General features: G+C 54.3%; 23 protein-coding genes and 2 tRNA genes. 12 read left to right on the top strand and 13 right to left on the bottom strand.

Features of this window, described 5'->3' with window-relative positions:
• Positions 1-62: 62 nt before the first annotated feature.
• Positions 63-491 (top strand): DcrB-related protein, encoded by a 429-nt coding sequence (locus tag MC50_RS25700; RefSeq protein WP_032686860.1) that lies wholly within the window; start codon positions 63-65, stop codon positions 489-491.
• A gap of 199 nt (positions 492-690) precedes the next feature.
• A complete protein-coding gene (locus MC50_RS25705) occupies positions 691-1014 on the top strand; it encodes a hypothetical protein (protein ID WP_032695325.1) in 324 nt (107 codons plus the stop codon).
• Between the two features lie 58 nt (positions 1015-1072).
• Here MC50_RS25705 and MC50_RS25710 read toward each other — a convergent pair whose 3' ends face one another.
• The 5 genes from MC50_RS25710 to nac form a co-directional block, all read right to left on the bottom strand.
• The gene (locus tag MC50_RS25710) at positions 1073-1546 is read right to left on the bottom strand and encodes a hypothetical protein (protein ID WP_052135812.1); all 474 of its coding nucleotides are present in this window, start codon (positions 1544-1546) and stop codon (positions 1073-1075) included.
• On the bottom strand, positions 1547-2425 hold the full coding sequence (locus tag MC50_RS25715; protein WP_032699243.1) for a winged helix-turn-helix domain-containing protein: 879 nt from the start codon (positions 2423-2425) through the stop codon (positions 1547-1549).
• A 908-nt stretch (positions 2426-3333) separates the two neighbouring features.
• Complete coding sequence (gene ldtA, locus MC50_RS25720; RefSeq protein WP_094898035.1) at positions 3334-4278, bottom strand: L,D-transpeptidase; 945 nt, start codon at positions 4276-4278, stop codon at positions 3334-3336.
• 106 nt (positions 4279-4384) lie between these two features.
• Entirely contained in the window at positions 4385-5335 is a 951-nt protein-coding gene (gene cbl, locus MC50_RS25725; RefSeq protein WP_015583978.1) for an HTH-type transcriptional regulator Cbl, read from the bottom strand.
• Between the two features lie 106 nt (positions 5336-5441).
• Entirely contained in the window at positions 5442-6359 is a 918-nt protein-coding gene (nac, locus tag MC50_RS25730; protein WP_004864391.1) for a nitrogen assimilation transcriptional regulator NAC, read from the bottom strand.
• Positions 6360-6688: 329 nt separating this feature from the next.
• On the opposite strand from nac, the gene MC50_RS25735 reads away from it, so the two are divergent.
• Positions 6689-6764: transfer RNA gene (locus MC50_RS25735), tRNA-Asn, on the top strand.
• 387 nt (positions 6765-7151) lie between these two features.
• On the opposite strand, the gene MC50_RS25740 is transcribed toward MC50_RS25735, so the two are convergent.
• Together MC50_RS25740 and MC50_RS28960 are read right to left on the bottom strand one after the other, a co-directional pair.
• Entirely contained in the window at positions 7152-8456 is a 1305-nt protein-coding gene (locus MC50_RS25740; protein WP_047665270.1) for an LLM class flavin-dependent oxidoreductase, read from the bottom strand.
• Positions 8457-8468: 12 nt separating this feature from the next.
• Positions 8469-8873: a dehydroquinate synthase/iron-containing alcohol dehydrogenase family protein gene (locus MC50_RS28960; RefSeq protein WP_223306631.1), complete on the bottom strand. Its 405-nt coding sequence runs from the start codon at positions 8871-8873 to the stop codon at positions 8469-8471.
• 346 nt (positions 8874-9219) lie between these two features.
• Here MC50_RS28960 and purB point away from each other — a divergent pair, with 346 nt between their 5' ends.
• The 4 genes from purB to MC50_RS25765 are packed head-to-tail and all read left to right on the top strand — an operon-like array spanning position 9220 to position 13644.
• Complete coding sequence (gene purB / locus MC50_RS25750; protein ID WP_032695329.1) at positions 9220-10602, top strand: adenylosuccinate lyase; 1383 nt, start codon at positions 9220-9222, stop codon at positions 10600-10602.
• A complete protein-coding gene (locus MC50_RS25755) occupies positions 10599-11135 on the top strand; it encodes a GNAT family N-acetyltransferase (RefSeq protein ID WP_046852119.1) in 537 nt (178 codons plus the stop codon). Before purB ends, MC50_RS25755 begins: the two co-directional genes overlap by 4 nt.
• 1 nt (position 11136) lies before the next feature.
• On the top strand, positions 11137-12315 hold the full coding sequence (locus tag MC50_RS25760) for an amidohydrolase (protein WP_046852118.1): 1179 nt from the start codon (positions 11137-11139) through the stop codon (positions 12313-12315).
• 3 nt (positions 12316-12318) lie between these two features.
• The gene (locus tag MC50_RS25765) at positions 12319-13644 is read left to right on the top strand and encodes an MmgE/PrpD family protein (RefSeq protein WP_047665273.1); all 1326 of its coding nucleotides are present in this window, start codon (positions 12319-12321) and stop codon (positions 13642-13644) included.
• Here the strand turns inward: MC50_RS25765 and MC50_RS25770 are convergent.
• Genes MC50_RS25770 through MC50_RS25780 form a run of 3 tightly spaced genes read right to left on the bottom strand, consistent with a single transcriptional unit; the run spans position 13631 to position 16204 of the window.
• Positions 13631-14392, bottom strand: coding sequence for an amino acid ABC transporter ATP-binding protein (locus MC50_RS25770; RefSeq protein ID WP_032695333.1), 762 nt, complete (start codon positions 14390-14392; stop codon positions 13631-13633). The two genes, MC50_RS25765 and MC50_RS25770, sit on opposite strands and share 14 nt — an antisense overlap.
• Complete coding sequence (locus MC50_RS25775; protein WP_032695334.1) at positions 14385-15311, bottom strand: amino acid ABC transporter permease; 927 nt, start codon at positions 15309-15311, stop codon at positions 14385-14387. Before MC50_RS25775 ends, MC50_RS25770 begins: the two co-directional genes overlap by 8 nt.
• Positions 15308-16204 (bottom strand): ABC transporter substrate-binding protein, encoded by an 897-nt coding sequence (locus MC50_RS25780; protein ID WP_046852116.1) that lies wholly within the window; start codon positions 16202-16204, stop codon positions 15308-15310. Before MC50_RS25780 ends, MC50_RS25775 begins: the two co-directional genes overlap by 4 nt.
• Before the next feature lie 824 nt (positions 16205-17028).
• On the opposite strand from MC50_RS25780, the gene MC50_RS25785 reads away from it, so the two are divergent.
• The 4 genes from MC50_RS25785 (at position 17029) to MC50_RS25800 (ending at position 20902) form a co-directional block, all read left to right on the top strand.
• The gene (locus MC50_RS25785) at positions 17029-17961 is read left to right on the top strand and encodes a nucleoside recognition domain-containing protein (RefSeq protein ID WP_032686857.1); all 933 of its coding nucleotides are present in this window, start codon (positions 17029-17031) and stop codon (positions 17959-17961) included.
• Between the two features lie 105 nt (positions 17962-18066).
• Positions 18067-18318 carry a histidine kinase gene (locus MC50_RS25790; protein WP_032695336.1) on the top strand — a complete coding sequence of 84 codons (252 nt, stop codon included), beginning with the start codon at positions 18067-18069 and terminating at the stop codon, positions 18316-18318.
• Positions 18319-18455: 137 nt separating this feature from the next.
• Positions 18456-19910, top strand: a complete 1455-nt coding sequence (locus tag MC50_RS25795; RefSeq protein ID WP_032686855.1) for an AMP nucleosidase — start codon at positions 18456-18458, stop codon at positions 19908-19910.
• A 200-nt stretch (positions 19911-20110) separates the two neighbouring features.
• Positions 20111-20902, top strand: a complete 792-nt coding sequence (locus MC50_RS25800) for an HAD-IIB family hydrolase (protein WP_032686854.1) — start codon at positions 20111-20113, stop codon at positions 20900-20902.
• A gap of 69 nt (positions 20903-20971) precedes the next feature.
• On the opposite strand, the gene MC50_RS25805 is transcribed toward MC50_RS25800, so the two are convergent.
• A complete protein-coding gene (locus MC50_RS25805; protein ID WP_032699241.1) occupies positions 20972-21427 on the bottom strand; it encodes a MerR family transcriptional regulator in 456 nt (151 codons plus the stop codon).
• A 175-nt stretch (positions 21428-21602) separates the two neighbouring features.
• Here MC50_RS25805 and MC50_RS25810 point away from each other — a divergent pair, with 175 nt between their 5' ends.
• The gene (locus tag MC50_RS25810; protein ID WP_102990880.1) at positions 21603-22550 is read left to right on the top strand and encodes an NAD-dependent epimerase/dehydratase family protein; all 948 of its coding nucleotides are present in this window, start codon (positions 21603-21605) and stop codon (positions 22548-22550) included.
• Between the two features lie 138 nt (positions 22551-22688).
• Here MC50_RS25810 and MC50_RS25815 read toward each other — a convergent pair.
• Both MC50_RS25815 and MC50_RS25820 read right to left on the bottom strand, forming a co-directional pair.
• Positions 22689-22764: transfer RNA gene (locus MC50_RS25815), tRNA-Asn, on the bottom strand.
• A gap of 126 nt (positions 22765-22890) precedes the next feature.
• The gene (locus MC50_RS25820) at positions 22891-24327 is read right to left on the bottom strand and encodes an EmmdR/YeeO family multidrug/toxin efflux MATE transporter (protein WP_032686851.1); all 1437 of its coding nucleotides are present in this window, start codon (positions 24325-24327) and stop codon (positions 22891-22893) included.
• Positions 24328-24332 lie beyond the last annotated feature (5 nt).

Genomic DNA, 24332 nt, shown 5'->3' on the forward strand with positions numbered 1-24332 from the left:
TTTGTGATTAAAACTGGCAACCCTTCCCCCTTATCCCCATAGCCTTACATACAGGAGAGAATATGGCTAACCGTTTAGTATGCCTTGAAGGCACCGTAGATTTTGAAGAAGAGATTAGAAACCAGGCTGTGAATATCATCTCATTCCACCAGGGGCAGCAAATCACGATTAATCGCGACCGTATGCTGCCCGGCAGGTCTTTCGCTGAGCAAATATCATTGCAACTGGACAATGCTCAAAAAATATTTAAACAATTTAATTTTGTCAAAATGGAAGAATGGAAAGACGACGATGTATTTGGTGAGACAATAGAAATTATATTTACTTTCGTATCAGCAAGCGGGCAACGCGTCTGGCAGGTTACTCTGGCATCCTGCATTGCAGGTCAGGATATTATCAATTTTACCAGCGTATACCCTGACAAAGGGAGCATGGAAAGAGAGATTGTCCGGCTTCATCGTTGCGTGAAGCGCTTCATTTTAAACACCTAGTACTATCGCCTGCTGTTTTTACATGAAAACCAGCACCTTGAAATTACAAAAACCAGTAATGAACCAGGTAAAATAGAAGTAATTCTATTTATTTAAACATATACCATAGGCATAATTCATACATCAGAAATGACCGGCAGAAATTAATGCCGGGATATTTCTGTAATTACACTTTATTTTTAACTAAAGGAAGAAACAAATGCGCGAATTAAACGTAATGGAAATTGATGCCGTCTCCGGCGCGGGTCTTTTTAGCTCTCTGACCAGCGCGATTCTCGGCGCAACGGCGGCCGGGTTTGCTGGCGCGATCATTGGGGGGATGCACGGTGGTGACGGCGGCGGTGTCCTGGGCTTTGGCGCCATCGGCCAGCTGGTGGGGATGATTGGCGGCGGCCTGATCGGCGTCGTTGGCGGGGCCGTCGGTGGCGCGGTGATCGGCTGGGATGACCCGGGTTCAGTGACTTCTAGTGTGCTCCAGTTTGTCAATAACGTCAGCAGTGGAGATTTCATGCGGGCCGCATGATTGCCTGACTAACCACAAGGTGCAGATCATTCTGCACCTTTTTCTTTTCTGCAACGTATTAATCAGCGGCATTACAGATATAGGTAGGTAGCGCTGAGATCATAAAAAGATAGTTGCCATTTTTTTGTTGGTTTATTCGAATATGAAGACTCTTGTCCGGGTACACGAAAAAATCAGGTTGGTACTGACTCAACCAGCCATCGTCCACATTATCATCCGGAAACTTAATATTTTTCTCTGATGTCATATAATAGATATCCTGATGCCGGCGCATGCTAAACGATATTTTACGGTTAAAAATATTCTGCGAATCAGATCGCGCACGGCCATTAATACTCACCACGCCTGCCTGACCGCTAAACATAAAACGGAGTGAAACATCGATATTTTCATTTGCATAATGCTGAGAAAAGCTGGCAACGCAGGAAAAATCATCAGGCCCTTTTTTACTCCATAATGAATAAATGAACACCGCGGCAGTCGCTGCCGTTAATACCGGCAGCAGTACCTTTAATTTACGGCTAATTCTCACTTACTGGTCCTCAAAAAAATAATCAGAAACACAACTATTGGGTTCGTTCATCTGCTTATCACAGCGAATAACGGAGGTTCTCGGCAACAGCGGAAAACGAGTAACGTATACCCAGGGATAATTTGTGCAGTTCTCCAGGAACTGGCTGGCTCGTCTGAGAGCGGAGGAACGCTCTTTATCAGAGATAATGGCGCCCGAGAGATGGATGTGACAACCCTCAATGGTTTTCAGGAAGTCGTAGTGAGAAAAGTACTGGTTTTGCCCCTCAACATAACGACTCGTCGCGATAAATCCTACGCTAAGAATAATGGTCAGTAGCGCCCCGGTCATCACGCCTGGCAATGAGTGACGGCATCCTGTCTTGCGCCTTGTTTCCGGGTGTTCCGGTGGTTGTATTTCTTCGTTCTCGGTTATCGCCGATTCGCCATCAACCTGAATTGATAATGGAGGTTGCGTTTTAAGTGTCCGTTCCTGCAGCGTTTCATCAAAATTGATACCGTTAGAAGGCATAGGGCTGGTTTCAACCTGCTGTTCGGAGGTCAGTTTTTTAATATATACGCCACTGGCCAGCGTTAACCCCACGCGCGAAATCGTCACCACCAGCTCTTCATCAAGGCCCATCTTTTTAAGGCCTTTACGCAGGATAGAAATGTTTTGATAAAATGTATTAGTGGATACCTGCATACCGCATTTTGTCCAGACAATATCCAGGAATTCTTGCTGGGTAACGATACTGCCAATCCGTTCAATAAGAAGCAATAAACACCGACTGGCTGGTGAATTTAAGATAATAACATTGTCATGATTATTAAGGTCGCGCAACGTACTGGTTGCCGGATGAAACTCAACGGTTCCATTTATAATATAATGGTTATGCATACGTTTACGTCAAGGCTCCTGGTAAAATTCAGGCACTGGCAATAATCCACTACGTACAATAACCCCACCAGAGATTGTTTTATTGTTTGGGTAGCGGGTTATGAGACTTCCTGATACAACATGACTAATAACGAACAGATGGAAGCGAGACAACTATAATTAATATAATCTACTATGGATTTAACATATCTTATTCATCAAGAAAACCAGCAATAAAATATGCGCATTAGATTTCCTGCCATCATTAACAAATTAAAGCACGCATTTAATTCTTAATAAACATTAAGACAGTCCCAGTATAATCACAGCTCCGAGGAGCAGACCAACTGTTTTTAACCAATAGATATTCATCATTTGATAGGCAAAACAAATCATCCAAAATATAGTCAGCACTGTTATATTTTATCCAGCAATCGATATAATTCTTATATTCTGATTTATTGAGATAATTTCATAAACAGAATTCATTGATGCTCTTGATTTTAATCATTATTTTTTCACGCATTGATTTAAATCAATTATGACTTATCTAAAAAATTAAATAAATCAATCAGGATTCTTTATCTTTCCTTAAAAAATCATCCACAAATCTCACGCCAGGGCTCGCCCCCACGCTTAAAAATATTCAGCGTATAATGTGCCAGTTGTGATGATTCATAGAGGAGAAATAAGAATATTCCCTGATTTTAAAGGACCTGATGATGAACGAAGATTTTTTATTTTTACTTAAATGAGGGGGGCCTGCAGATTTTCATTTAGCTAACTCATCAGCCAGTGAGTGATGAAGGCCCCCAGTCAGAGGAGCCTGATTTAAAAAGCCCGCTTCAGGAAACTTAAGCGGGCTTTTTGCTTTGCTGCTTTTGAATTCACCCGCAATGGGTTATTTCCACGCCAACGATCGCGCGCCGCTAGCTCCCGATATGGCTTTGGGTGCCAGCCTCGCTAATATTAACCGGCATGCCGGAGCGTCGTTCGAGAGCCTGCTCCGCCCGAATCACATTGACACCCACCCCCTTCACAAACGCCTGAATGCCTGCGGTCAGGGGTAACGGCACTTTTCTGTCCGATTCGTATTCTGCGCGGTTACGCGACAGCGGCTCATGAACTTCAACCCAGCGACTACCGTCCGGCTCTTCGGTAAACTTCACCGGCTGATCGATAATCTGCACGCGGGTGCCAACCGGGACGTTGTCGAACAGATATTTAATATCGTCATTCCGCAGGCGAATACACCCCTGACTGACGCGCAGCCCGATACCAAAATTAGCATTGGTGCCATGAATAGCGTACAACCTGCCGATATAAATCGCGTACAGTCCCATCGGGTTATCCGGCCCGGCCGGAACGAACGCCGGCAGACTTTCGCCTCTGCGGGCATATTCACGCCGCGTGTTGGCCGTTGGCGTCCAGGTCGGCGCTTCCTGCTTACGTTCTACGGTCGTGACCCAGTTACGCGGCGTTTCACGCCCCGCCTGGCCGATACCAATTGGCAAAACCTCAACGGTGTTGCCTTCCGGCGGATAGTAATAGAGGCGCATTTCCGCTACGTTGACCACGATGCCTTCACGAACCGTAGCAGGCAAAATCAGCTGCTGCGGGATCACCAGCGTCGTCCCCGACCTCGGTAGAAAGACATCAACGCCGGGGTTCGCTTCCAGCATATTGCTCAGCCCCTGCCCGTATTGCGCCGCAAAGGCTTCCAGCGGTTGAGTATTATTGTGCGGTACGGTAATCAGCTGCGGGCTTCCCACCAGGCGGCTTCCTTCCGGCGGCAACGGATAACTTACGGCCAGCGCACTCTGGCTTGAGAGAATAAATAAAAAAGAGCAAAACCATTTCACACGCCGCACCATTTATTTCCCTTCCTCAGTCGCGACAATCGTGAATGAATTATAGCGTTTTTCTCACCTCTTCGTGGCAGCGGACCGCTGTTCCTTTATCCGCCACCGCGAAAATCTTTCAAATCTGATAATCAATGGCCGCTTCTTCCGGCTCCATTGCCTGACGTTTAATTTCATCCAGCGACAGCCCGGCGTTGCACAGCTCGATAAACCGCCAGACATAATTGCGCTGCAGTTGCCCGCGTTTAAGCCCTAACCAGACGGTATTCGCATCGAAAAGGTGCCGGGTTTCCAGGCGGGTAAAGGTGTCTGACTCCCGGGCATCGCCCGATTGTTCCGCCACCAGCCCGACGCCGAGTCCCAGCTCAACATAGGTTTTAATGACGTCGGAGTCCTGTGCGCTAAGGACAATATCCGGCATTAGCCCTTTACGGTTAAAGGCTTCATCAATACGCGAGCGCCCGGTGATGCCCTGCCGATAGGTAATTAACGGCCAGCGAGAAATAGCTTCGAGAGTTAAAGGGGTCGTTTGCACCAGCGGGTGATCTTTCGGCACCAGCAGGCTGTGATGCCAGCGGAACCAAGGAAAAGCCACCAGCGTCGGATCGTTACTCAGACGTTCACTGGCGATACCGATATCTGCGCCACCGTTATGCAATAGCGCTTCAATCTCCTGAGGGGTGCCCTGAATCAGTTCCAGCCGCACATCGGAAAAGAGCTCCCGGAAAGCTTTAATCACCGGCGGCAGGCTATAGCGCGCCTGGGTATGAGTCGTCGCAATGGTGAGCACACCGGAGGCATCGTTGGTAAACAGGTCGGCAAGACGGCGGACATTGCTGGCTTCATTGAGAATGCGTTCCGCAATGGATAAGAGCGCTTTACCCGGCTCCGTCATCCCCAGCAGACGCTTACCGCGTCGGATGAAGATCTCGATCCCCAGCTCTTCTTCCAGTTCACGGATATGACGGCTCACGCCCGATTGCGATGTATACAGCATATTTGCGACTTCCGTCAGGTTGTAATCCTGACGGGCAGCCTCACGAATAATTTTTAGTTGCTGGAAATTCACCCTTTCCTCCGGGCTATCAGACATAACATATGCTCTATTGTTAAAGTCTGTCGTCCTTACTAACAAATAATAAAAACCAGCAACTTATTCCTTTCGGGAATATAGATTAACTTACCAGCAACAATTCACGATTTTCCAGCGAAGGACGACTCACCAGCGAAAGCAAAATCTCTTTCACCGCCTGTGCCTGCGGTGACAGACTGCCCTTCGCCGACATATTCAGCGATAACGACAGACTCATCGAGGGCGTACTGATCCGCGCCATCCAGCCGTTTGCCGCTCCGCACAGCGATCGCGCGGCGGACTCTGGCAGGACGGTAACGCCCATTCCACTGGCAATCGCCGCGGTTAGCGTCGTAATGGATTCAATTTCACCGATAATTTTCGCCGACAGACGACGCAGGGTGAACGCTTCCGTCACCCGCGCACGTACCGCGCTGTAATCGCGCGGCAGGAACAGATTCATCTCCGCCACCGCGGTCAGATCGACGCTCTGTCCCGGGCAATCGCGGGTCCCCACCAGATAAAGATCTTCTTTCAACAAAGGCTGGCTGATGATGCCAGCTACCGGCGAACGCTCGTAGAGCACGGCCATATCCAGCTGGCCGCTGAGCAGTTTATCGTTAAGGATTGTCCCGCTACTTTCCTGCAGATAGACCATCACTTCGGGCAGCTCATTGCGCACCGTCTGCAGCAGCGGCATGGTAATGGCAGAAGCCGCGGTCCCCGGCGCAAGGCCAATCGAGACCTGGCCGCTGAGCGTATGACCCACGTTATTCACCGCCAGCTGCGCCTGCTCGCACTGACGCAGGATGGTGCGCGCATGGGTATAGAGAATCTTCCCGGCTTCGGTCGGGGTAACGCCGCGCTTTGTCCGAATCAGCAGCTGCTGGTCCAGTTCGCCTTCCAGGGTCGCCACCTGCTGGCTCAGCGCCGGTTGTGCGATGTGCAAGACTTCAGCAGCCTGGGTCAGACTGCCGATATCGACGATTTTTACAAAATACTTCAGTCGTCTTAAGTTCATTTTGCCTCCTGTAAGGAAAGCCAGTACCAACGCTGGCTATTGAGTTACAGAGGTTTTGCAATTTGCTTGCCAGTTTTTTTGCATCGGTGCAAAGGCCGCTACAGGCGGCGTGATAAGCGATTCTGATAGCAACAGAGTATTTATTTGCCCGGTAAGCGGATTACGCTATGCCCCATTAGGGGTATATATGCACCACAACGGTGCGCATTGATGGAAAACAGCGCAAACGCATCCCGGTTGCTGAAATTGTCAGCAATCAAACAGATTCGGGTGATTCTGCCTTTGACAAGGCCATGTGTCGCCGTTAATATGCGCCCCGTTCACACGATTCCTCTGTAGTTCAGTCGGTAGAACGGCGGACTGTTAATCCGTATGTCACTGGTTCGAGTCCAGTCAGAGGAGCCATATTTAAGAAGCCCGCTTAAGGAAACTTAAGCGGGCTTTTTGCTTTTCTGCATTTATCCCTCACATACTATTTTGTCAGCCAATCCTCAGTGTCTGAAAATGTTCGCCAATAGCTGCTCAGAATAGTGGCAGAGCGGTCTACCGTATTAAGGGTAACCATCCTGACGTAGCAGGCGCTGCTTGCGGAAAGGGAAGCTGGGGCATTCAACAACGACATGATGCTGGCGAGGTTACTGCGCCGCAAAGCACACCGATAAGAGAAAACGGCTTTTTCCTTGCGAAGGATTAGCAATGATCCTGCCAGCAGAAGGCGGGCAGTAACGGACTGTCGATACCCCAGAAGCGAATCCTGAGTATTCTGCCCACCGCTGCCACAAGTGGCTATTCTTACGCGCCGATCGCTGGCAGCCCCAGATTTTCGCGGAGGGTACTGAACTCATACTCCTCGCGGAACAGGCCGCGACGCCTCAACTCGGGGATCACCATCTCAACAAACAGGGAAAGTTGTTCCGGCATCACGGCCGGCATAATATTGAAGCCATCCGCACCGCCCTGTTCCAGCCAGCGCTGGAAATCATCGACGATATCCACCGCGGTGCCCACCAGCACGCGGTGGCCGCGTGAACCGGCCGCAATCGCCGCCAGCTCGCGTAGCGTCAGGTTTTCGCGATACGCCAGATCGGTCAGAAGCTTCACCCGACTCTGATTCCCTTCCCCCGCAGGAATTTCCGGCACCGGGCCATCGAGCGGGTACTGACTAAGATCCATATTGAAACGGGTGGAAAGCTGCCGAATACCGTTATCGATATCCACCAGCGTGTTTAACTTGCGCCACGTTGCGCGCGCTTCTTCCCGCGTGCGGCCGACAACAGGCATCACGCCCGGCAGGATAAGTACATGATCCGGATTGCGCCCCGCCTCCCGCACCTGTTGTTTCTGCGCACGGTAAAATGCCTGCGCCTCTTCGAGCGTAGCGGCAGCCGTAAAGACCACTTCGGCCGTTCGCGCCGCCAGTTTCTGCCCGTCAGCGGAGGATCCCGCTGCGATAATCACCGGCCGTCCTTGCGGAGAACGCGTAATATTCAGCGGCCCCTGTACCTGAAAATATTTCCCCCGGTGGTTCACGGCCTGAATTTTCTCGTCGACAAAATAGCGCCCGCTCGCCTTATCCGGTTGCACCGCCCCTTCCTGCCAGCCTTCCCATAATTTGCAGGTCACTTCGAGGAATTCATGGGCCACCGCGTAGCGCTCGGCGTGCAGCGGCATATTTTCGCGACTGAAATTGCGCGCCACATCGCCAGAAAAAGAGGTCACGACGTTCCACGCGGCGCGACCGCGGCTGATATGATCGAGGGATGAAAAGCTGCGCGCCAGATTAAACGGATCGCTGAAAGTAGTGGAGGCCGTCGCCGCAAGACCGATATGCCGGGTCTGCACCGCCAGCGCAGCCAGCAGCGTCAGCGGTTCAAGGCGCGCCATCGTTGATGGCAGGCGGTAGACGCTGGTTGCCAGCGCATCACCGATAAAGAACATATCAAACTTACCCTCTTCGGCCTTTTTAGCAATCCACGTCAGCCATTCAATATCGGTCGGCGATCCCAGCGTTTCGGTCAACCGCCAGCCGCTGACATGGTGACCAAGCGGCTGTACGAACAGACCAAGGCGCAGCTGTCGGGAAGTGGTGTGGCTCATTATTTTTCCTTCTCAAAAAGTGGCTGTTTCGAGCGTCAATAGCGCATGCTCAACATTTTCGGCAGCAACGGAGAACGGCAGACGCAGCGCCTCGCATGCCGGGAATTTCACCTCTCGGGCAATAGCGGCAAGTGATTGCGCACGGCTATTGCCGATATCGGGCAGCACCCGCGTCGCGTTTTGTCTGCGCACGCTGTTCAGATGCGTCATAACTGCCGCATCGGTACATTCCGTCGTCAGAAAATTCGTCTGCCAGCGGATCCCGGCATCGCGCAGGCTGTTCTCAAGCTGCGGGTTTACCGCTTTCCACGCCTGCGGACTGGTGAAGATGGCAACATGGGTCGTATGCTTGTGGAGAAGTGCTCCCACGCGGGCTCGCAGCCTGGGCTGATGGTGATAGGTTTGCGGTGATGTCATCGCGAACACGTTGCTGGCCTGTTTTTGGATAAAAAGATATATCACAATTTCCCCGACACGCCTTCCGCAATAACCGAAGGCGCGTCTCTGGATATATATTCCCCCTATCCTACGAGAATGAAAAAAAGAAACAAAGTGCTGATTCCATATCCTTATTCACTAATTCGCAATAAGATAGATGAAATTTAGCTATCTCGTTAAAAAACCTTGCATTATGCGCAGGATCAAAGAAATGATACTGCGCTATAGGGCTAATTTAACAATATCAAACCTTCTGAAAATAAAATATTCAGATGGCACAGATGATTACTGAAAATAAATTACCCTTTTAAATAATGAGATTATTATGCCTGCACATCCGATAGATTTTCTTTTACTTGGTAATAATTTTGGCACTGCGGAAATGCGGGAAATCTGGTCAGAGAAAAACCGTCTGATCCAGCAAATACACGTTGAGGTGGCGCTGGCCTTAGCCGAAGGCGAGCTTGGCGTTATCCCTCAGCAGGCAGCACTCGCTATTGGCGAACTGGCTGACGCTGACAAACTCAACATGGAAGAGATCGCCGCCGCTGGCGCGCAGATGAAACATTCGTTGATGCCAGTATTAACCGCGCTCCAGCAACAGTGCGGTACCGCCGGTGAATACATCCATTATGGCGTCACGACGCAGGATATCGTCGATACCGCCACAGTCTTACAGCTAAAACAAACCCTGGACGTTGTAGCGCGCGATAGCATCGCGGTGGCTAACGCGCTGAAAAAACTGGCCCGCGATCACCAGTACACGTTGATGGCCGGGCGCACGCATGGGATGCAGGCGCTGCCCACGACGTTTGGCTTTAAGGTTGCGGTGTGGCTGGATGAATTTATCCGCCATCTCGATCGTCTGGCGGCCATCAGACCCCGGCTACTCACCGGCAACCTCAGCGGCGCGATCGGCACTTACGCCGCGCTCGGCGAGATCGGCCCGGAAGTTGAGCGCCGTGCATTGGCGCGCCTCGACCTCAACTCACCGACTATAAGCTGGCAGTCAGCCCGTGACCGCTTTTCGGAATATGCTTCGCTGGCGGCGCTAATCAGCGGCAGCTTAGGCAAAATCGGCAACGAGCTGTATAACCTGATGCGTACCGAAATTAACGAGATCGAAGAGCCGTTCAGCGCCGGTAAAATCGGTTCAACAACCATGCCACACAAGCGCAATCCGGCGGCGATTGAGGGGTTAGCCAGCCTGACCGCCCCGCTGCTGCACAGCGTCGCTTTGATACAGCAGTCCATGCACGTTGAGCACGAACGCGATGCGATGAGCTGGCGCAGCGAGTGGATTGCGTTACCGGAAATCTCCATTTATCTCTCTGCGCAGTTGCAAAACGCCCTCGCCATTTTATCCGGCCTGACGGTCAACAAAGTCCGAATGGCGGCCAATTTGCAGATACAGGACGGCCTGCTGTTATCTGAAAAAGTGCTGTTTGAAGTCGGTAAAAAGCTCGGCAAACAGAGCGCCCATCGTCTGATCTACGACTGCGCCATGCAGGCCTTTGAACAACAGTTATCTTTTCAAACCGTCCTGCTCGCCCATCCCGCCCTGGCAACCAGCATCAGCGCAGAGGAGCTGTGCAGCTGGCTGGATCCGGCAAACTATCTTGGCTGCGCACCGCAGAAGGTTGATGAAGTCATCCGCTTAGCTGAGCAGTCCGGGCATCTCTCGCCACCGGAGACACACGTGTTATGACCCACCATTTTCGCCGGCTGACGCTGGATGACAGGCACGACTACCTGGCGCTGATGCTCGCCGCCTATGCGCCGATTAAAGCACTGGGGATTCATTTTGATGCCGCCACCGCCGACCTGGCGCGGGTCACCCGGCATCTTACCGACCACGCCGTCTTTGCCCTGTTTGACGACCAACGGATGGTCGCCTCGGTCACCCTGCGTTTCCCCTGGGGCGTGCAGCCTGGGCCGTTCAACCTGCCGCATATCGGCTGGTTCGGTACCCATCCGGAGTTCAGAGGCAAGAATCTTGGCGGGAAACTGCTGAGCTGGCTGGAACAAACTGTCCTGCTGGGGGAGCTAAAAGCGCCCGCCTGTTCGCTCGGCACCGCGGTCAGCCATCCGTGGCTGCGCGATTTTTACGGCCGGCTGGGGTTCGTCCCGATGTATACAACCGACCTAGGCAAAGGCCACATCACGCTGTATATGAAAAAAGTGCTCGATGAAACACAGCACGCCCGCTGGCTTGAACAGCAGCCGCCAACAGGAGTTTGACATGCCCGATCTTACTATCCCCCAGGAACATCAGCCTCTGGCAACCTTCCTGCAGGATTTTCGCCACCATCTGCATCGCCATCCGGAGCTCTCCAATCAGGAGTTTCAGACCACGGAGGACATCAAAGCCGCGCTGGAACAGCGGCAGATTCGCATCCTCGACCTGCCGCTGAAAACCGGTCTGGTCGCCGAAATCGGCGGCCACCGACCCGGCGCCGTGGTCGCGCTGCGCGCCGACATCGATGCCCTGCCGATTGAAGAAAAATCCGCAGTGGATTACGCCTCGCTCACCCCTGGGGTGATGCACGCCTGCGGCCATGATTTCCATACCTCGGCGGCGTTAGGCGCGGCAATTTTACTTAAAGCGCAGGAAGCGACGCTTACCGGCACCGTACGTATCTTGTTTCAGGCCGCGGAAGAGACCGGCCACGGTGCGCCGGCGCTGATCGCCACCGGTGCGCTGGACGATGCCGCCGTGATTTTCGGCATCCATAACGATCCGTCGCTTCCCGTCGGCACGATCGGCAGTAAGGACGGCGCCCTGACCGCCGGCGTGGATCGTTTCGCCATCACCCTCTCCGGTACCGGCAGCCACGCCGCCCGGCCGCATGAAGGTAACGATCCGATTATCATCGTCGGACAGGTTATCAGCGCGTTGCAGACGCTGATCGCCCGCAATGTGCCCTCTGACCATAACGCCGTAGTCTCCATCACCCAGGTGCACAGCGGCAGTACCTGGAACGTGATCCCCGACAGCGCCTGGCTGGAAGGAACGGTACGCACCTTTAACCAGACCACCCGCGAACTGATCGAACGCCGTTTCCGCCAGCTGCTGCGGGGTATCGCGGATGCCTTCGATGCGCAAATCGAGCTCGACTGGCAGCCCGGTCCACCTTCGGTGGTCAATACCGCCAGATGGGTGGATTTCGCCCTCGCCCAGGGCGAGGCATCCGGATTCGAGGCACGGCGCGTCGAAGCCAGCCCGATTGGCGAGGACTTCGCCTTTTACCAGCAGAAACTCCCCGGCGCATTCATCATGGTTGGCTCCGGCGGTCCTTTCGCCCTGCATCATCCCGAGTTCCGCGTCGACGATCGCGCGCTGTTCCCGACCGCTAACTATCTTGCCCGGCTTGGCGTTCAGGCGCTGGAGGCACTCCGCCAGCAGGACACAGGAAAATAGACTATGAGCTTAACTCAGGCGCTGGCTGCCCTGATTGTCGATACATTGCCTTCTGCCGACGCGCGCGAAAAGGCCCGGGCGGGATTACTGGATTTTCTCGCCGTTACGCTACCGGTAACGCGCGGAGATATTGATGATTCCGGACTGAAAAGTTTGCGCCAGGTTTACCGGGCGAATGATGCGCAGAGTCGCGCGCTGCGGCTCGGCTATGCCGGACACACGCTGGATTTCGATGATTTTCATGCCGATTTTCGCGGCCATCCCTCTACCGTTATTCTGCCAGCGCTGCTGGCGCTGGCGGCTGAACGCGCGGATATCGACGGCGACCGGTTTCTCGATGCTTATGTCATCGGGGTGGAAGCCGCCGGGCGCCTCGGGCTCGCTGCCGGGCCCCGGCATTACACCCTCGGCTTTCATAGCACCGCGACGCTCGGCACCATCGCCGCAGCGGCGGCCTGCGCGCGATTTGTCGGGGCTGGTGCACGGGATACCGCCGTCATTCTGGGGATTGCCGCCACCCAGGCCTCGGGGCTACGGGCGCAGTTTGGCAGCGAGGCCAAACCGCTCCACGCCGGACTGGCAGCGCAGGCCGCGGTCAGTGCCACATTGCTGGCGCTGTCGGGATTTCACGGCCAGGCAGATAAGGTACTGGACGCATTTCTCACCGCCTGCTGCGCCGGTGCGCAGCAGGCGGAAAAACTGACTGCCGGCTGGGGGGCGCCGTGGCGCATTGTTCACCCGGGGCTGGAATTCAAACCCTGGCCGACCTGCGGCGGAACGCACGGCGCCGCCGATGCCGCGCGCGCTATTCGCCAGGCGTGGTTGCAGCGGGGAAAAAACATCGCGGGGCTGCAACAAGAGCTGGAAAGGGTCGAAGTCTCTTTCCCACCCGGCGGTGATATTGCGGCCTCAGTGCGCCAACCGACCAACGGCATCGAAGCCCGCTTCAGTCTGGAATATGTGATTGCCGCCAGCCTGCTGCGGGAGACACTGCTGCTGGCCGATTTTTCGCAAGGCGCGCTGGATGAGGAAATTGCTGCGCTGGCGCAGACCGTCGCCCGCCGTCCCGACCTCACCGCCCCGTCAGACGAGCTGAATCCCGCGAATCGTTTTCATCAGGTGACGATATTTCTGCGCACCGGTGAGACGCTACAAAAACGCTTTACCCGCCAGCAAAGCCTGGCTATTCCTTTCGATTTAGCGGGTAAAGTAGACACTTGCCTGTCGCACGCGACGGATACTCAGCGAGAAGAAGTGGTGGCGCTGAGCCGGCTGGAAAGCCGTGACAGTCTGCCACGGCTGACTGATTTACTTTTTACAGAACGGTAGACAGGAACTCCCGGACACGGACGTTTTCGGCATTATCCAGCACCGTTTTACTCGGCCCTGAAGCGACGATTTTACCGCCCTCCATAAAGACGATGTTGTCGGCGACTTCACGGGCAAAACCTATTTCGTGGGTGACGATGACCATTGTTATCCCGGAATGGGCCAGCTTTTTAATCACCTGCAGAACTTCCCCCACCAGCTCCGGGTCCAGCGCGGAGGTGGGTTCATCAAACAGCATCACTTCTGGATCCATCGCCAGCGCCCTGGCAATCGCCACGCGCTGCTGCTGCCCGCCGGAGAGCTGCTGTGGCCAGTCATCCTCGCGGTTGGCCAGTCCGACCTGCCGCAGCAGCGTGCGGGCCTTGCTCAGCACCTGTTGACGTTGTTGTCCCTTCACCCGCAGCGGCGCATCGATAATGTTCTGCAGTACGGTGCGGTGCGGAAACAGATTAAATTGCTGGAATACCATGCCGGTGCGACTACGCTGTTCAGCAATTTTCCGGCTGCTCAACTCATACAGCGCATTGCCTTTTTGCTGGTAGCCCACCAGTTCACCACCGATGCGGATTGTGCCACCGTCCAGTTTTTCCAGATGGTTGATGCAGCGCAGCAAAGTAGATTTGCCCGAACCGGAAGGCCCGAGGATCACGGTCACTGAACCGGCCGGAATATCGAGATTAATGTCATCAAGAACGGTATTTCCCGCAAAACGTTTGGTCACTTTACGAAATTGAATCGCCTCACCCATGGCTGGCTTCTCCTGGATTAAGCCTGACAGCGACGGTGTGCGGTCGGGATTTGCGTTTTGCCTTACGGTGGCTGCTACGGCTGAAATAGCGTTCGACGTAATACTGCAGCACCGAAAGCAGCGAGGTTAGCAACAGATACCACAGCGTGGCGACCAGCAGCAGCGGAATCACCTCATAGGTCCGCTGATAGATAATCTGCGCAGAAAACAGCACATCCTGCAGGGAGATCACCGACACCACCGCCGTGGTTTTCAACTGACCAATCACCTCATTGCCGGCCGGTGGCAGGATCGCGCGCATCGCCTGCGGCAGCACGGTGTGGCGGAAGATCTGCGCCGGACGGTAGCCGAGCGCCCGCGCAGCCTCAACCTGGCCTGCGCCGACGCTCTGGATACCGGCGCGGATAATTTCCGCCGCATACGCCGACTGGTGCATCACCAGCGCAATCACCGCCGCGCTAAACGGGCTGATGAGCGAATTGGCCGACGCGCTCCAGATTTCCCCTACCCACGGCAGCGAGAGCGAGATGGTGGGATACAGCGCAGCGATGTTGTACCAGAGGAACAGCTGAACCAGCATCGGTACGCCGCGGAAAAACCAGGTGTATCCCCAACTGACGGCCACCAGAACCGGATTGGAGGAGAGACGCATGAGCGCCAGCACGGTGCCGCCGGCAAAACCGCAGATCACCGAGATGGCCGTAAGCTGCAGGGTCATCAGTACGCCCTGCAGTATTGACGGTCCGGTAAAGTTTTCGGCGATGATCGCCCATTCAAAGCGCGGGTTGTGCAGCATAGAGTTCGCGATAGCAAACAGCGCCAGCATCACGATCAGGGCACTGATCCAGCGCCCGATATATCTTTTACTGACGATCCGCAGCTCTTCGGGCTGCTGACCGCGGTGGGTATCGCTGCTCATCCGAAAATCTCTTCGTTACGTTTTGACTCTTTGACGGCACCGAAACCAATTGACCATTTGTCGAGGATCTTCTGATACGTTCCATCGTTGATCAGCGAATTGATCGAAGCCTGAATAGCCTCTTCCAGCGGCGACTGTTTCTGCAGCGCGACGGAAACCGGCGCATCATCAACGTGAATGGTTCCACTCAACGCCAGCGTTTTTATCCGGTTGACCTGCCAGGTTAGCCCCTCATACGGACCAAAGAACATCGGCACCCGGCCGCTGACCACCGCCTGGACTCCCGAAGGCCGATCCGGGAAGACCGCGATTTTAATCGGTTTTTTGTCGACATCCGTACAGGCTTTGCTGGCCGCTTCAAGCCGGGCGATTTGCGTGGTGCCGGCGCCGGCGCCGATCTCCGCGCCGCAGACTGCATCAAAGGAGGTAAACGGTGCGATACTGGCATCTTTCCGCGAGATGACGCCAAGGCGCGAAGCGTCGTAATAGCTGACAAAATCAACCTGCTCAAGGCGCTTTCTGGTGGCGTTGATGTTAGACAGCGCTACGTCATAGCGGCCAGATTTGAGGCCGGGGATAATATTGTCGAAACCGCCGGTATCCTGCCAGTGAACAACCACGCCAAGTCGGGCGGCGACGGCATTCATCAGATCGATCTCGCGGCCGGCCAGCGTTTTATTGTCTTCCTGAAAAAAGGTGGTCGGCGGCGTATTGGGATTCGTCCCCGCCACGATATACCCACGTTGAATAATGTCATCCGGCAGTTTGCTTTTCAGGGTTTCATCCACACTCACCTGAAAAGTCGAATAAGAGGGTACATTTTGCTCAGCAGCCCAAACGGTAGATAAATTTCCGGCAATCAGCGCCGGGAGTAATAATTGGAATAACTTCATGGCGAGACCTATTCGTGGTTGCAAAATCCTGGCGAAAAACCGCTTAAATATCGCGGCTAAAGAGACAAGGCCCGTACCGTTTTCATTTCATACTTAAAGTAAAGTTACGTCTGACCTGCCTTAGAACCAATTCTGCAAGGACAGCCCTCTGACTGGCAAATGACAATATCAGCTAAGTTTTTTAAAAAGTTAGCTAAGGGAGGTGTGCTTTAATCAAGCGTAACGGAGCGGCTTCAGATGACAATTTTGTCCTCAAGATCCTTCATCTTTTTGATACCTGAGCCCTCAGCGATCCTCTCTTCGCCGAACGACAGCATGGCAATCTTCCGGTGTTTGGTGAATCGGACTTTACGCCGGGCGATCTTCGCAGGGGACGTCAACAACAGCTCGGAAGATCAAAGGATTCGCTTTGCAGGAATACTGACACTTTGCTTATCGCACGCTGTAACCGGAGAGATCTGAGCCCACTCAATCTCAGCCCTCCTCCGTGACTCGTCGCGCTCCGAACGACAATATGCCGGGAACGAGTCTCCTGGCGGCCCCTCGCGCTTTTTATCCCGAGCAGGGACTATCCGCGGACCCGCGCTCGACAGACCTGTCCATTTTTCATCCCTTCCACGGATAAGCCGCAGCGTTCATCGAATAATGCCCGGGGCAAACATAAGTTTTATTTTAATAATAATCCCCGAAATATGATTTTCTTATTTACACCACAATAATAGCCCGGTGCGGCGCGAGCGCTACCATTAAGGCGTATCATTTCCGTCTGACGAGGATTATGATGATGGCTATTATCATTTCGCTATTCGGTGCTTGAGAGTTAAATGGATCTTATCGGCATTATTATGTCGGCGGGAAAATCCTCCGTTGATGTCGCGCTTTATACGCTATTACCCATTATGGTCGTCATGCTGATGATCATGAAATATCTGGAAGTCCGCGGGGTACTGGACGTTATCGTCCGCTGGGTCGCGCCGCTGCTCAAACCTTTTGGCCTTGGCGGGATGAGCGCATTCGCGTTGATTCAGATTAACTTCGTCAGTTTCGCCGCACCGTTGGCGACGCTGGCCATTATGGATAAGCGTGGCGTCTCAGATCGCCAGATGGCCGCAACGCTCGCCATGGTCTTTGCCATGGGTCAGGGCAACGTCTTTTACCCTCTCACCCCTTTCGGACTGCACTGGATGGCCTCGATTTGCATTTCGATTATCGGCGGTCTGTGCGCGGGGGCGGTCACCTGGCACGTCATCGGACGCCGTCTGTCAGTGATAGAGAATGCCCGGGCGGAGGTGTTACCCAACGCCGAACAAAACAGCCAGGGCGTGATTGCGGTCATTAACAATGCGGGATCGGATGCCATTCGTCTTGCGCTCGGCGCGGTGCCGATGCTGATCCTGTCATTAACCATCGTCGGGGTGATGCAGGCGGCCGGCATCATCGACATGCTCCAGCATCTGCTGATGCCGCTGCTACAGTGGCTGCATATTCCAGTCAATTTTGTCCTTCCTGCGCTGGTCAAATGTATCGCAGGTGGTACGGCCTATTTTGGCGTGGTCTCTGAACTGGTGCAGCAAGGCAAAGTCACCATCAGCCAACTCAACGCCTCCGCCGGACTCTTCATCCAGACCTTCGATCTGCCCGGCATTGGTATATTCCTTGGCGTGAGCTCGCGCTTTGTTCGGCTGTTCCGCTTTGCCGCCCCTGGCGCTATCATCGGTATTCTTATTCGGACCATTATGCACGTGACGATATTCTGAATCTTTTCAGATTAAACGCATCCTAAACCATTAGGCTATTCTTATTGTAAGAAAAAAGGTAACGGGCAATTATCGCCTGAAATAACGCTGAACAGGGAATGTCTTATGGAGTGGTGGGTAAAAAAAGTACAATCATCTAAGCAAACGCAAGATTATTGCGCAGTATTACAAAGCGCACATTTAATGGTTATTGCCGAAATCACCACCCGGCAATGCGCTTTACAGTGCGGAGATAAACTCACGCCGCTGGCAAATGCCCTGTATTGCCTCAATGACAATCCTGCGCTGACATTAAAAGTGATAAAAGCCACGCACTTCAGCAGCGAACGCTGGGCGGAAATCGCCAAATCTGATTAATAAATCAGCGACCGGCCCTTCAGCAACAATATTTAATTCAATCACTTTCACCGCCGAGCGACTGAAATTCCCCTTCGCTCTTTTCCGTCTGTGACATACTATCAAGCATGTCAGCAGACCTGAAAAAAGGAGCAAAGATGAACCACAAGGCCGCCAGTCTGACCCCGGAACAAGCACTGAATCAGCTTGAACTGCAGTATGAGCGTTCGGTCAATGCATTACGTAAAGCCATCGGCGAATATATCAACCACAGCATTCTCCCGGATGACGACGCGCGTGCTAACGGCTTGTTTGTCTATCCGCAGCTGTCCGTTTCATGGGACGGCGCTGACCATAAAGCGCTAAAAACCCGGGCCTGGGGCCGCTTCACCCATGCCGGTTGCTACACCACCACCATTACCAATCCTAAGCTGTTTCGCGCCTACCTGCTGGAGCAGCTCACGTCGTTGTATCAGGATTACGGTGCGCATATCAGCGTCGGGTTATCGCAGCATGAAATTCCTTATCCGTATGTCATCGACGGCTCTGCCTTAACGCTCGATCGCTCGATGAGCGCGGGGCTGACCCGCCATTTCCCGACCACCGAACTATCGCAAATTGGCGATGAAACCGCCGACGGGCTGTTCCATCCCACCGAACACCACCCGCTTTCCCATTTTGACGCCCGCCGCGTCGATTTCTCACTCGCGCGCCTGCGGCACTATACCGGGACACCGGTCGATCATTTTCAGCCGTACGTTCTGTTTACCAACTATACCCGTTACGTTGATGAGTTCGTGAGCTGGGGGTGTAGCCAGATTCTCGATCCTGACAGCCCCTATATCGCGCTCTCTTGCGCCGGTGGGATCTGGATAACAGCCGATACGGAGGCGCCAGAGCAGGCCATTTCCGATCTGGCGTGGAAAAAGCATCAGATGCCCGCCTGGCATCTGATCACCAAAGATGGCCAGGGTATTACGCTAATTAATATTGGCGTCGGCCCGGCGAACGCCAAGAACATCTGCGATCATCTGGCGGTGCTGCGCCCTGACGTCTGGCTGATGATTGGCCACTGCGGCGGTCTGCGTGAAAGCCAGACCATCGGCGACTACGTGCTGGCCCACGCCTACCTGCGTGATGACCACGTTCTGGATGCGGTGTTGCCGCCGGATATCCCGATTCCCAGCATTGCCGAAGTACAGCGCGCGCTGTACGACGCCACCAAGCAAATCAGCGGCATGCCTGGCGAAGAGGTTAAACAGCGGCTGCGTACCGGCACGGTGGTCACCACGGATGACCGCAACTGGGAGCTGCGCTATTCCGCCTCAGCGCTACGCTTCAACCTCAGCCGCGCCGTGGCCATCGACATGGAGAGCGCCACTATTGCCGCCCAGGGCTACCGCTTCCGCGTCCCGTACGGCACGCTGCTCTGCGTCTCCGATAAACCGCTGCACGGCGAAATTAAGCTGCCGGGCCAGGCCAACCGCTTTTATGAAGGGGCGATCTCCGAGCATCTGCAGATAGGCATTAAAGCTATTGATCTGCTGCGTGCGGAGGGTGACCACATGCATTCGCGCAAACTGCGTACCTTCAACGAGCCGCCGTTCCGCTAACCTTCTCCCCTCTTTTCCCGACGCGACGACGGACAAAGAGAAAGCGACAAACCGATCTCACGACCGACCACCGTCAGCCCGCCCACAGGCGGGCTTTCCCCTCAGCACCGGACTTCAGCCACGGTATAACTCATTGCCTTCCGTTATAACGCCTGCGCGCCAAAGCGCGATAACATCGTTTCTTTGTATTGGGAGTGGATATGCGACCACTTACGCTGGCATCACAGGGACTCTTCTCCTCGGTAAAATATGTTCTGACCGATATGGATGAAACGCTCACCTTTAACGGACGGCTTTCCGCCGCCACCTATGGGGCATTAGAGCGGCTGCAATCTGCCGGTATTCGGGTTATCCCCGTCACCGGCGCCCCGGCAGGATGGTGCGATCAGATGGTCAGAATGTGGCCTGTCGATGGCGTCATCGGTGAGAATGGCGGCTTTTTCTTTCAGCGTGCCGCCGATGGCCACGGGATAAACCGCCATTTTTGGCATGCGGACAAGCAGGCCGACGTGCACAAAACACTCACCGCGATTGCGCGGAAAATCGCCGGACAATACCAATGGGCAACCCTTGCGGCAGACCAGCCTTTCCGCCTCTCCAGCCTGGCCTTTAACCTGCCCGCGCATAGCGCGCACATTGACACGCTGCGTGAGTCGTTGCACGAGGCCGGGTTAAAGACCACGGTGAATAACTTATGGGTGCTGGCCTGGTCCGGGGAATACGATAAGTTAAGCATGAGCCGTCACGTCCTCAGGACCTTTTACCATCTGGATGAACGGGCCGGACAGGAGAGCGTCTTTTATAGCGGAGATTCTGAAAATGACGCCCCGATGTTTGCCGGATTCAGGCATACCCTTGGTATGAGTACCCTGCGACATCACCTGGCGGCCATCCCGACGCTGCCTGCGTGGATAAGCGTGGGTCCCGGGGGAGACGGTTTCATCGAAGGGGTGGATAAAATACTGGAGCACAAAAAAGCACAGGCGTCGTGACTTAATGCAGAGGTGTCATCCGCCAGCAGGCAAGAAGAACGCTTAGCTTCCCGCTGAGCGGAAATCGTTTTACTCCGGCTGGTCACTTTGGGGGCAGGTGTCGACACTCTCTTCTAGCCGCCCAGGATCCAGCAGTTGCCCTGTCAGCCGCTGCATATTCTCCTCACATGAGATCCCATCGGGCCGCTCGGCGATGCTGGCGATCAGATTCAGCAGTTCTGCCTTACTTTGCGCAAGCTGCTTTTGCATCAGATCAATCTCCGCTATACGCCCCTGTAGCGACTGTATCAGCGCCTCGTGATCCCACCTTTTCTGCCGTTGCGGTAAAAAGCGGCGAATTTGCTCCAGAGAAAACCCCGCACGCTGCGCACGATCGATAATCTTCAGCAGATCGGCCACATCGGCAGAATAATTTCGGTAGCCATTTCCCTGGCGCGGAGGTGGCGTAATCAGCCCTTCGCTTTCGTAAAAGCGAATCCGCGAGGGGGTTATCCCCGTCACTTTTGCCAGCTCACCGATTCTCATACCTTCCCCCTCTTGACCTTAAAGTTAACTTTAAACTTATACTCGTTAAATGGTCAACAGAGGCATGCTGCCGAATCTGTATGTGGACCGGGTTCAGGATCAGATTATGCCTTTGATGGCTGACTGAACCGGCGCGACATACCGTACAGCATGCCAATTGAAATGAGGAACTGATATGCAAACCATTCTGGGAGCCAGCGGCCAGATTGCCCAGGAACTTGCCCGTGAGTTGAAACGCTCATATACCGATGACCTGCGACTGGTCAGCCGCAGTCCCCGAAAGGTAAACGCCAGCGATGTTACCGTCGCGGCAAATCTACTTGATGCGGAACAAACGCGAGAAGCGGTCAAGGGCAGCAGTATTGTCTATTTTGCCGCGGGGCTACCGACGAACTCGGCCCTTTGGGAGCAACAGTTCCCAACAATGCTGAAGAATGCGCTCGATGCAACTCGCGCGGCGGGCGCCAGGTTTGTCTATTTTGACAATACCTATATGTACCCACAGAACGGCGATCCGCAGACGGAAGAAACGCGCTTCGCCCCCCGAGGGCGGAAAGGAAAAGTGCGTGCGCAGATGACAAGCAGGGTGCTGGAGGAGATGGAACGCGGAGCCATTCCGGTCATTATCGGGCGCGCGCCAGAGTTTTATGGACCGGGAAAGACGCAGAGTTTTACCAACGCCCTGATCATCGACAGACTGAAAACAGGCGAACGGCCACGCGTACCGGTACGTGACGATAAGCTGCGTACGCTCATCTGGACACCTGACGCCAGCCGCGCCCTCGCGCTCCTCGGCAACACGCCGGACGCTTTCGGTCAAAGCTGGCACCTGCCGTGCGACGACGATCGCCTCACTTATCGCCAGTTTGTCACCCTGGCTGGTGAGATTTTCGGCAGAGAGGCGGAGTATTCCGTTCTCAAAAAGCAGATCCTGATCGCCGCGGGACTTTTCGTGCAGAGGGTCCGCGAGCTGCGGGAACTGCTGCCGCGTTATGAGTATGACAATCTGTTCGAGTCGGCAAAATTTAAGCATCGCTTCCCGGATTTCACCGTCACAACGTACCGCGAGGGTCTGGAACAGATCTGCCGGGAATGGCGAAGCCAACGGACGAAAGCCCGATAGCTGCCTGAACCCGGGTTACAGCCTCTGGGGCCTGCCGTCGCGTGGGTATGGGCGACGCGGGATTCTGGTTGGCTATCTGGGACAGCGTCAGAAAAGCAAAAAGCCCGCTTAAGTTTCCTTAAGCGGGCTTCTTAAATATGGCTCCTCTGACTGGACTCGAACCAGTGACATACGGATTAACAGTCCGCCGTTCTACCGACTGAACTACAGAGGAATCGTGTGAACGGGGCGAATATTAACGGCGTCGCCTGGCCTTGTCAAAGGCTGTTTTCACAATTTAAATCGTTTGCCGATTTATTCTCCACTTTGGGCAAAAAGTACCGTTTCGCCCGAAAAAAGGTTATGTTTCGTCGACTTGAATCTTGCTGCGCGGATATTTCCATAGCCAGCGCCCGCTGACCATTCGACAATAGAACAGCACGCCACGCACCGCCCAGTCGAGCACCATTCCCAGCCAGACGCCAATCACCCCCATTCCCAGCACAATGCCCAGGGTGTAACCCGCCACCACACGGCAGCCCCACATTCCCAGCATCGATACCCACATGGTGTAGCGCACATCGCGCGCGCCTTTAAAGGCACAGGGCAGGATCCACGACGTGGCCCAGATAGGCATAAAGAAGGCGTTGAGCCACAGTAGCTCTTTGACCACCACTTTGACATCTTCTTCGCTGGTGTAGAAAGAGGCGATAAGATTGGCAAACGGCGCCGTCCCCCACGCAATCACCGTCAGAACGATGGTGGATAACCAAAAGACGTGCCACGCCTGGCGCTCTGCCTGCCCGATTTGCCCTTTCCCCAACCGTTTACCGGTAATAATCGTCGACGCGGAACCCAGCGCGTTCCCCGGCAGGTTAATCAACGCGGCGACGGAAAAAGCAATAAAGTTGCCGGCGATAACGTTGGTCCCCATCCCGGCAACAAACATCTGCGTCAGCAGTTTACCGCCGTTGAACAACACCGACTCGATGCTCGCCGGGATGCCAATGCCCATCACTTCCCAGATAATCGCCAGGTTGAACGGCTGGAAGTAGCTCTTCAGCGAGATACGCAGCGCCGGGTTAAAACCAATTGCCAGCACCCAGACTATCGCCACGGCACCAATATAGCGGGCGATGGTGAGCCCGAGACCGGCACCGACAAACCCGAGGCCCGGCCAGGAAAAAATGCCGTAGATCAGGATGCTGCTGATAATAATGTTGAGGATATTCATCCCGCCATTGATCAACAGAGGGATTTTGGTGTTCCCCGCCCCGCGCAATGCGCCGCTGCCAATCAGCGCAATGGCCGCCGCCGGGTAGCTCAATACCGTCAGCTCCAGATAGGTCAGCGCCATGGCCTTCACTTGCGCCGAGGCATCACCGGCAACAAAATTAATGATCTCGCTGCCAAATGCATGGATCGCGACCGCCAGCAGAACAGAGAACAGCGTCATAATCGCCAGCGATTGTCTTGCCGCCGCCCTCGCCCGCCGCCGGTCGCGTTTGCCGAGGCTAAAGGCGACCACCACGGTCGTACCGAGATCAATGGCGGCGAAGAACGACATAATCACCATATTAAAACTGTCGGCCAGCCCCACCCCGGCCATTGCCTCTTTTCCCAGCCAGCTGACGAGGAACGTACTCAGTACGCCCATCAGCAAAACGCAGGTGTTTTCGAGGAAAATCGGCACCGCAAGCGGGCTGATTTCACGCCAGTAAAGTACACGATAACTTTTACGCTTTTTGAACCAGGAAGTGCGTCCGAGGACCTGGCTTACTGCGGAGGTGACGTTCAAAGGAG

This window comes from Klebsiella planticola, from assembly GCF_000783935.2.
GTDB lineage: Bacteria > Pseudomonadota > Gammaproteobacteria > Enterobacterales > Enterobacteriaceae > Klebsiella > Klebsiella planticola.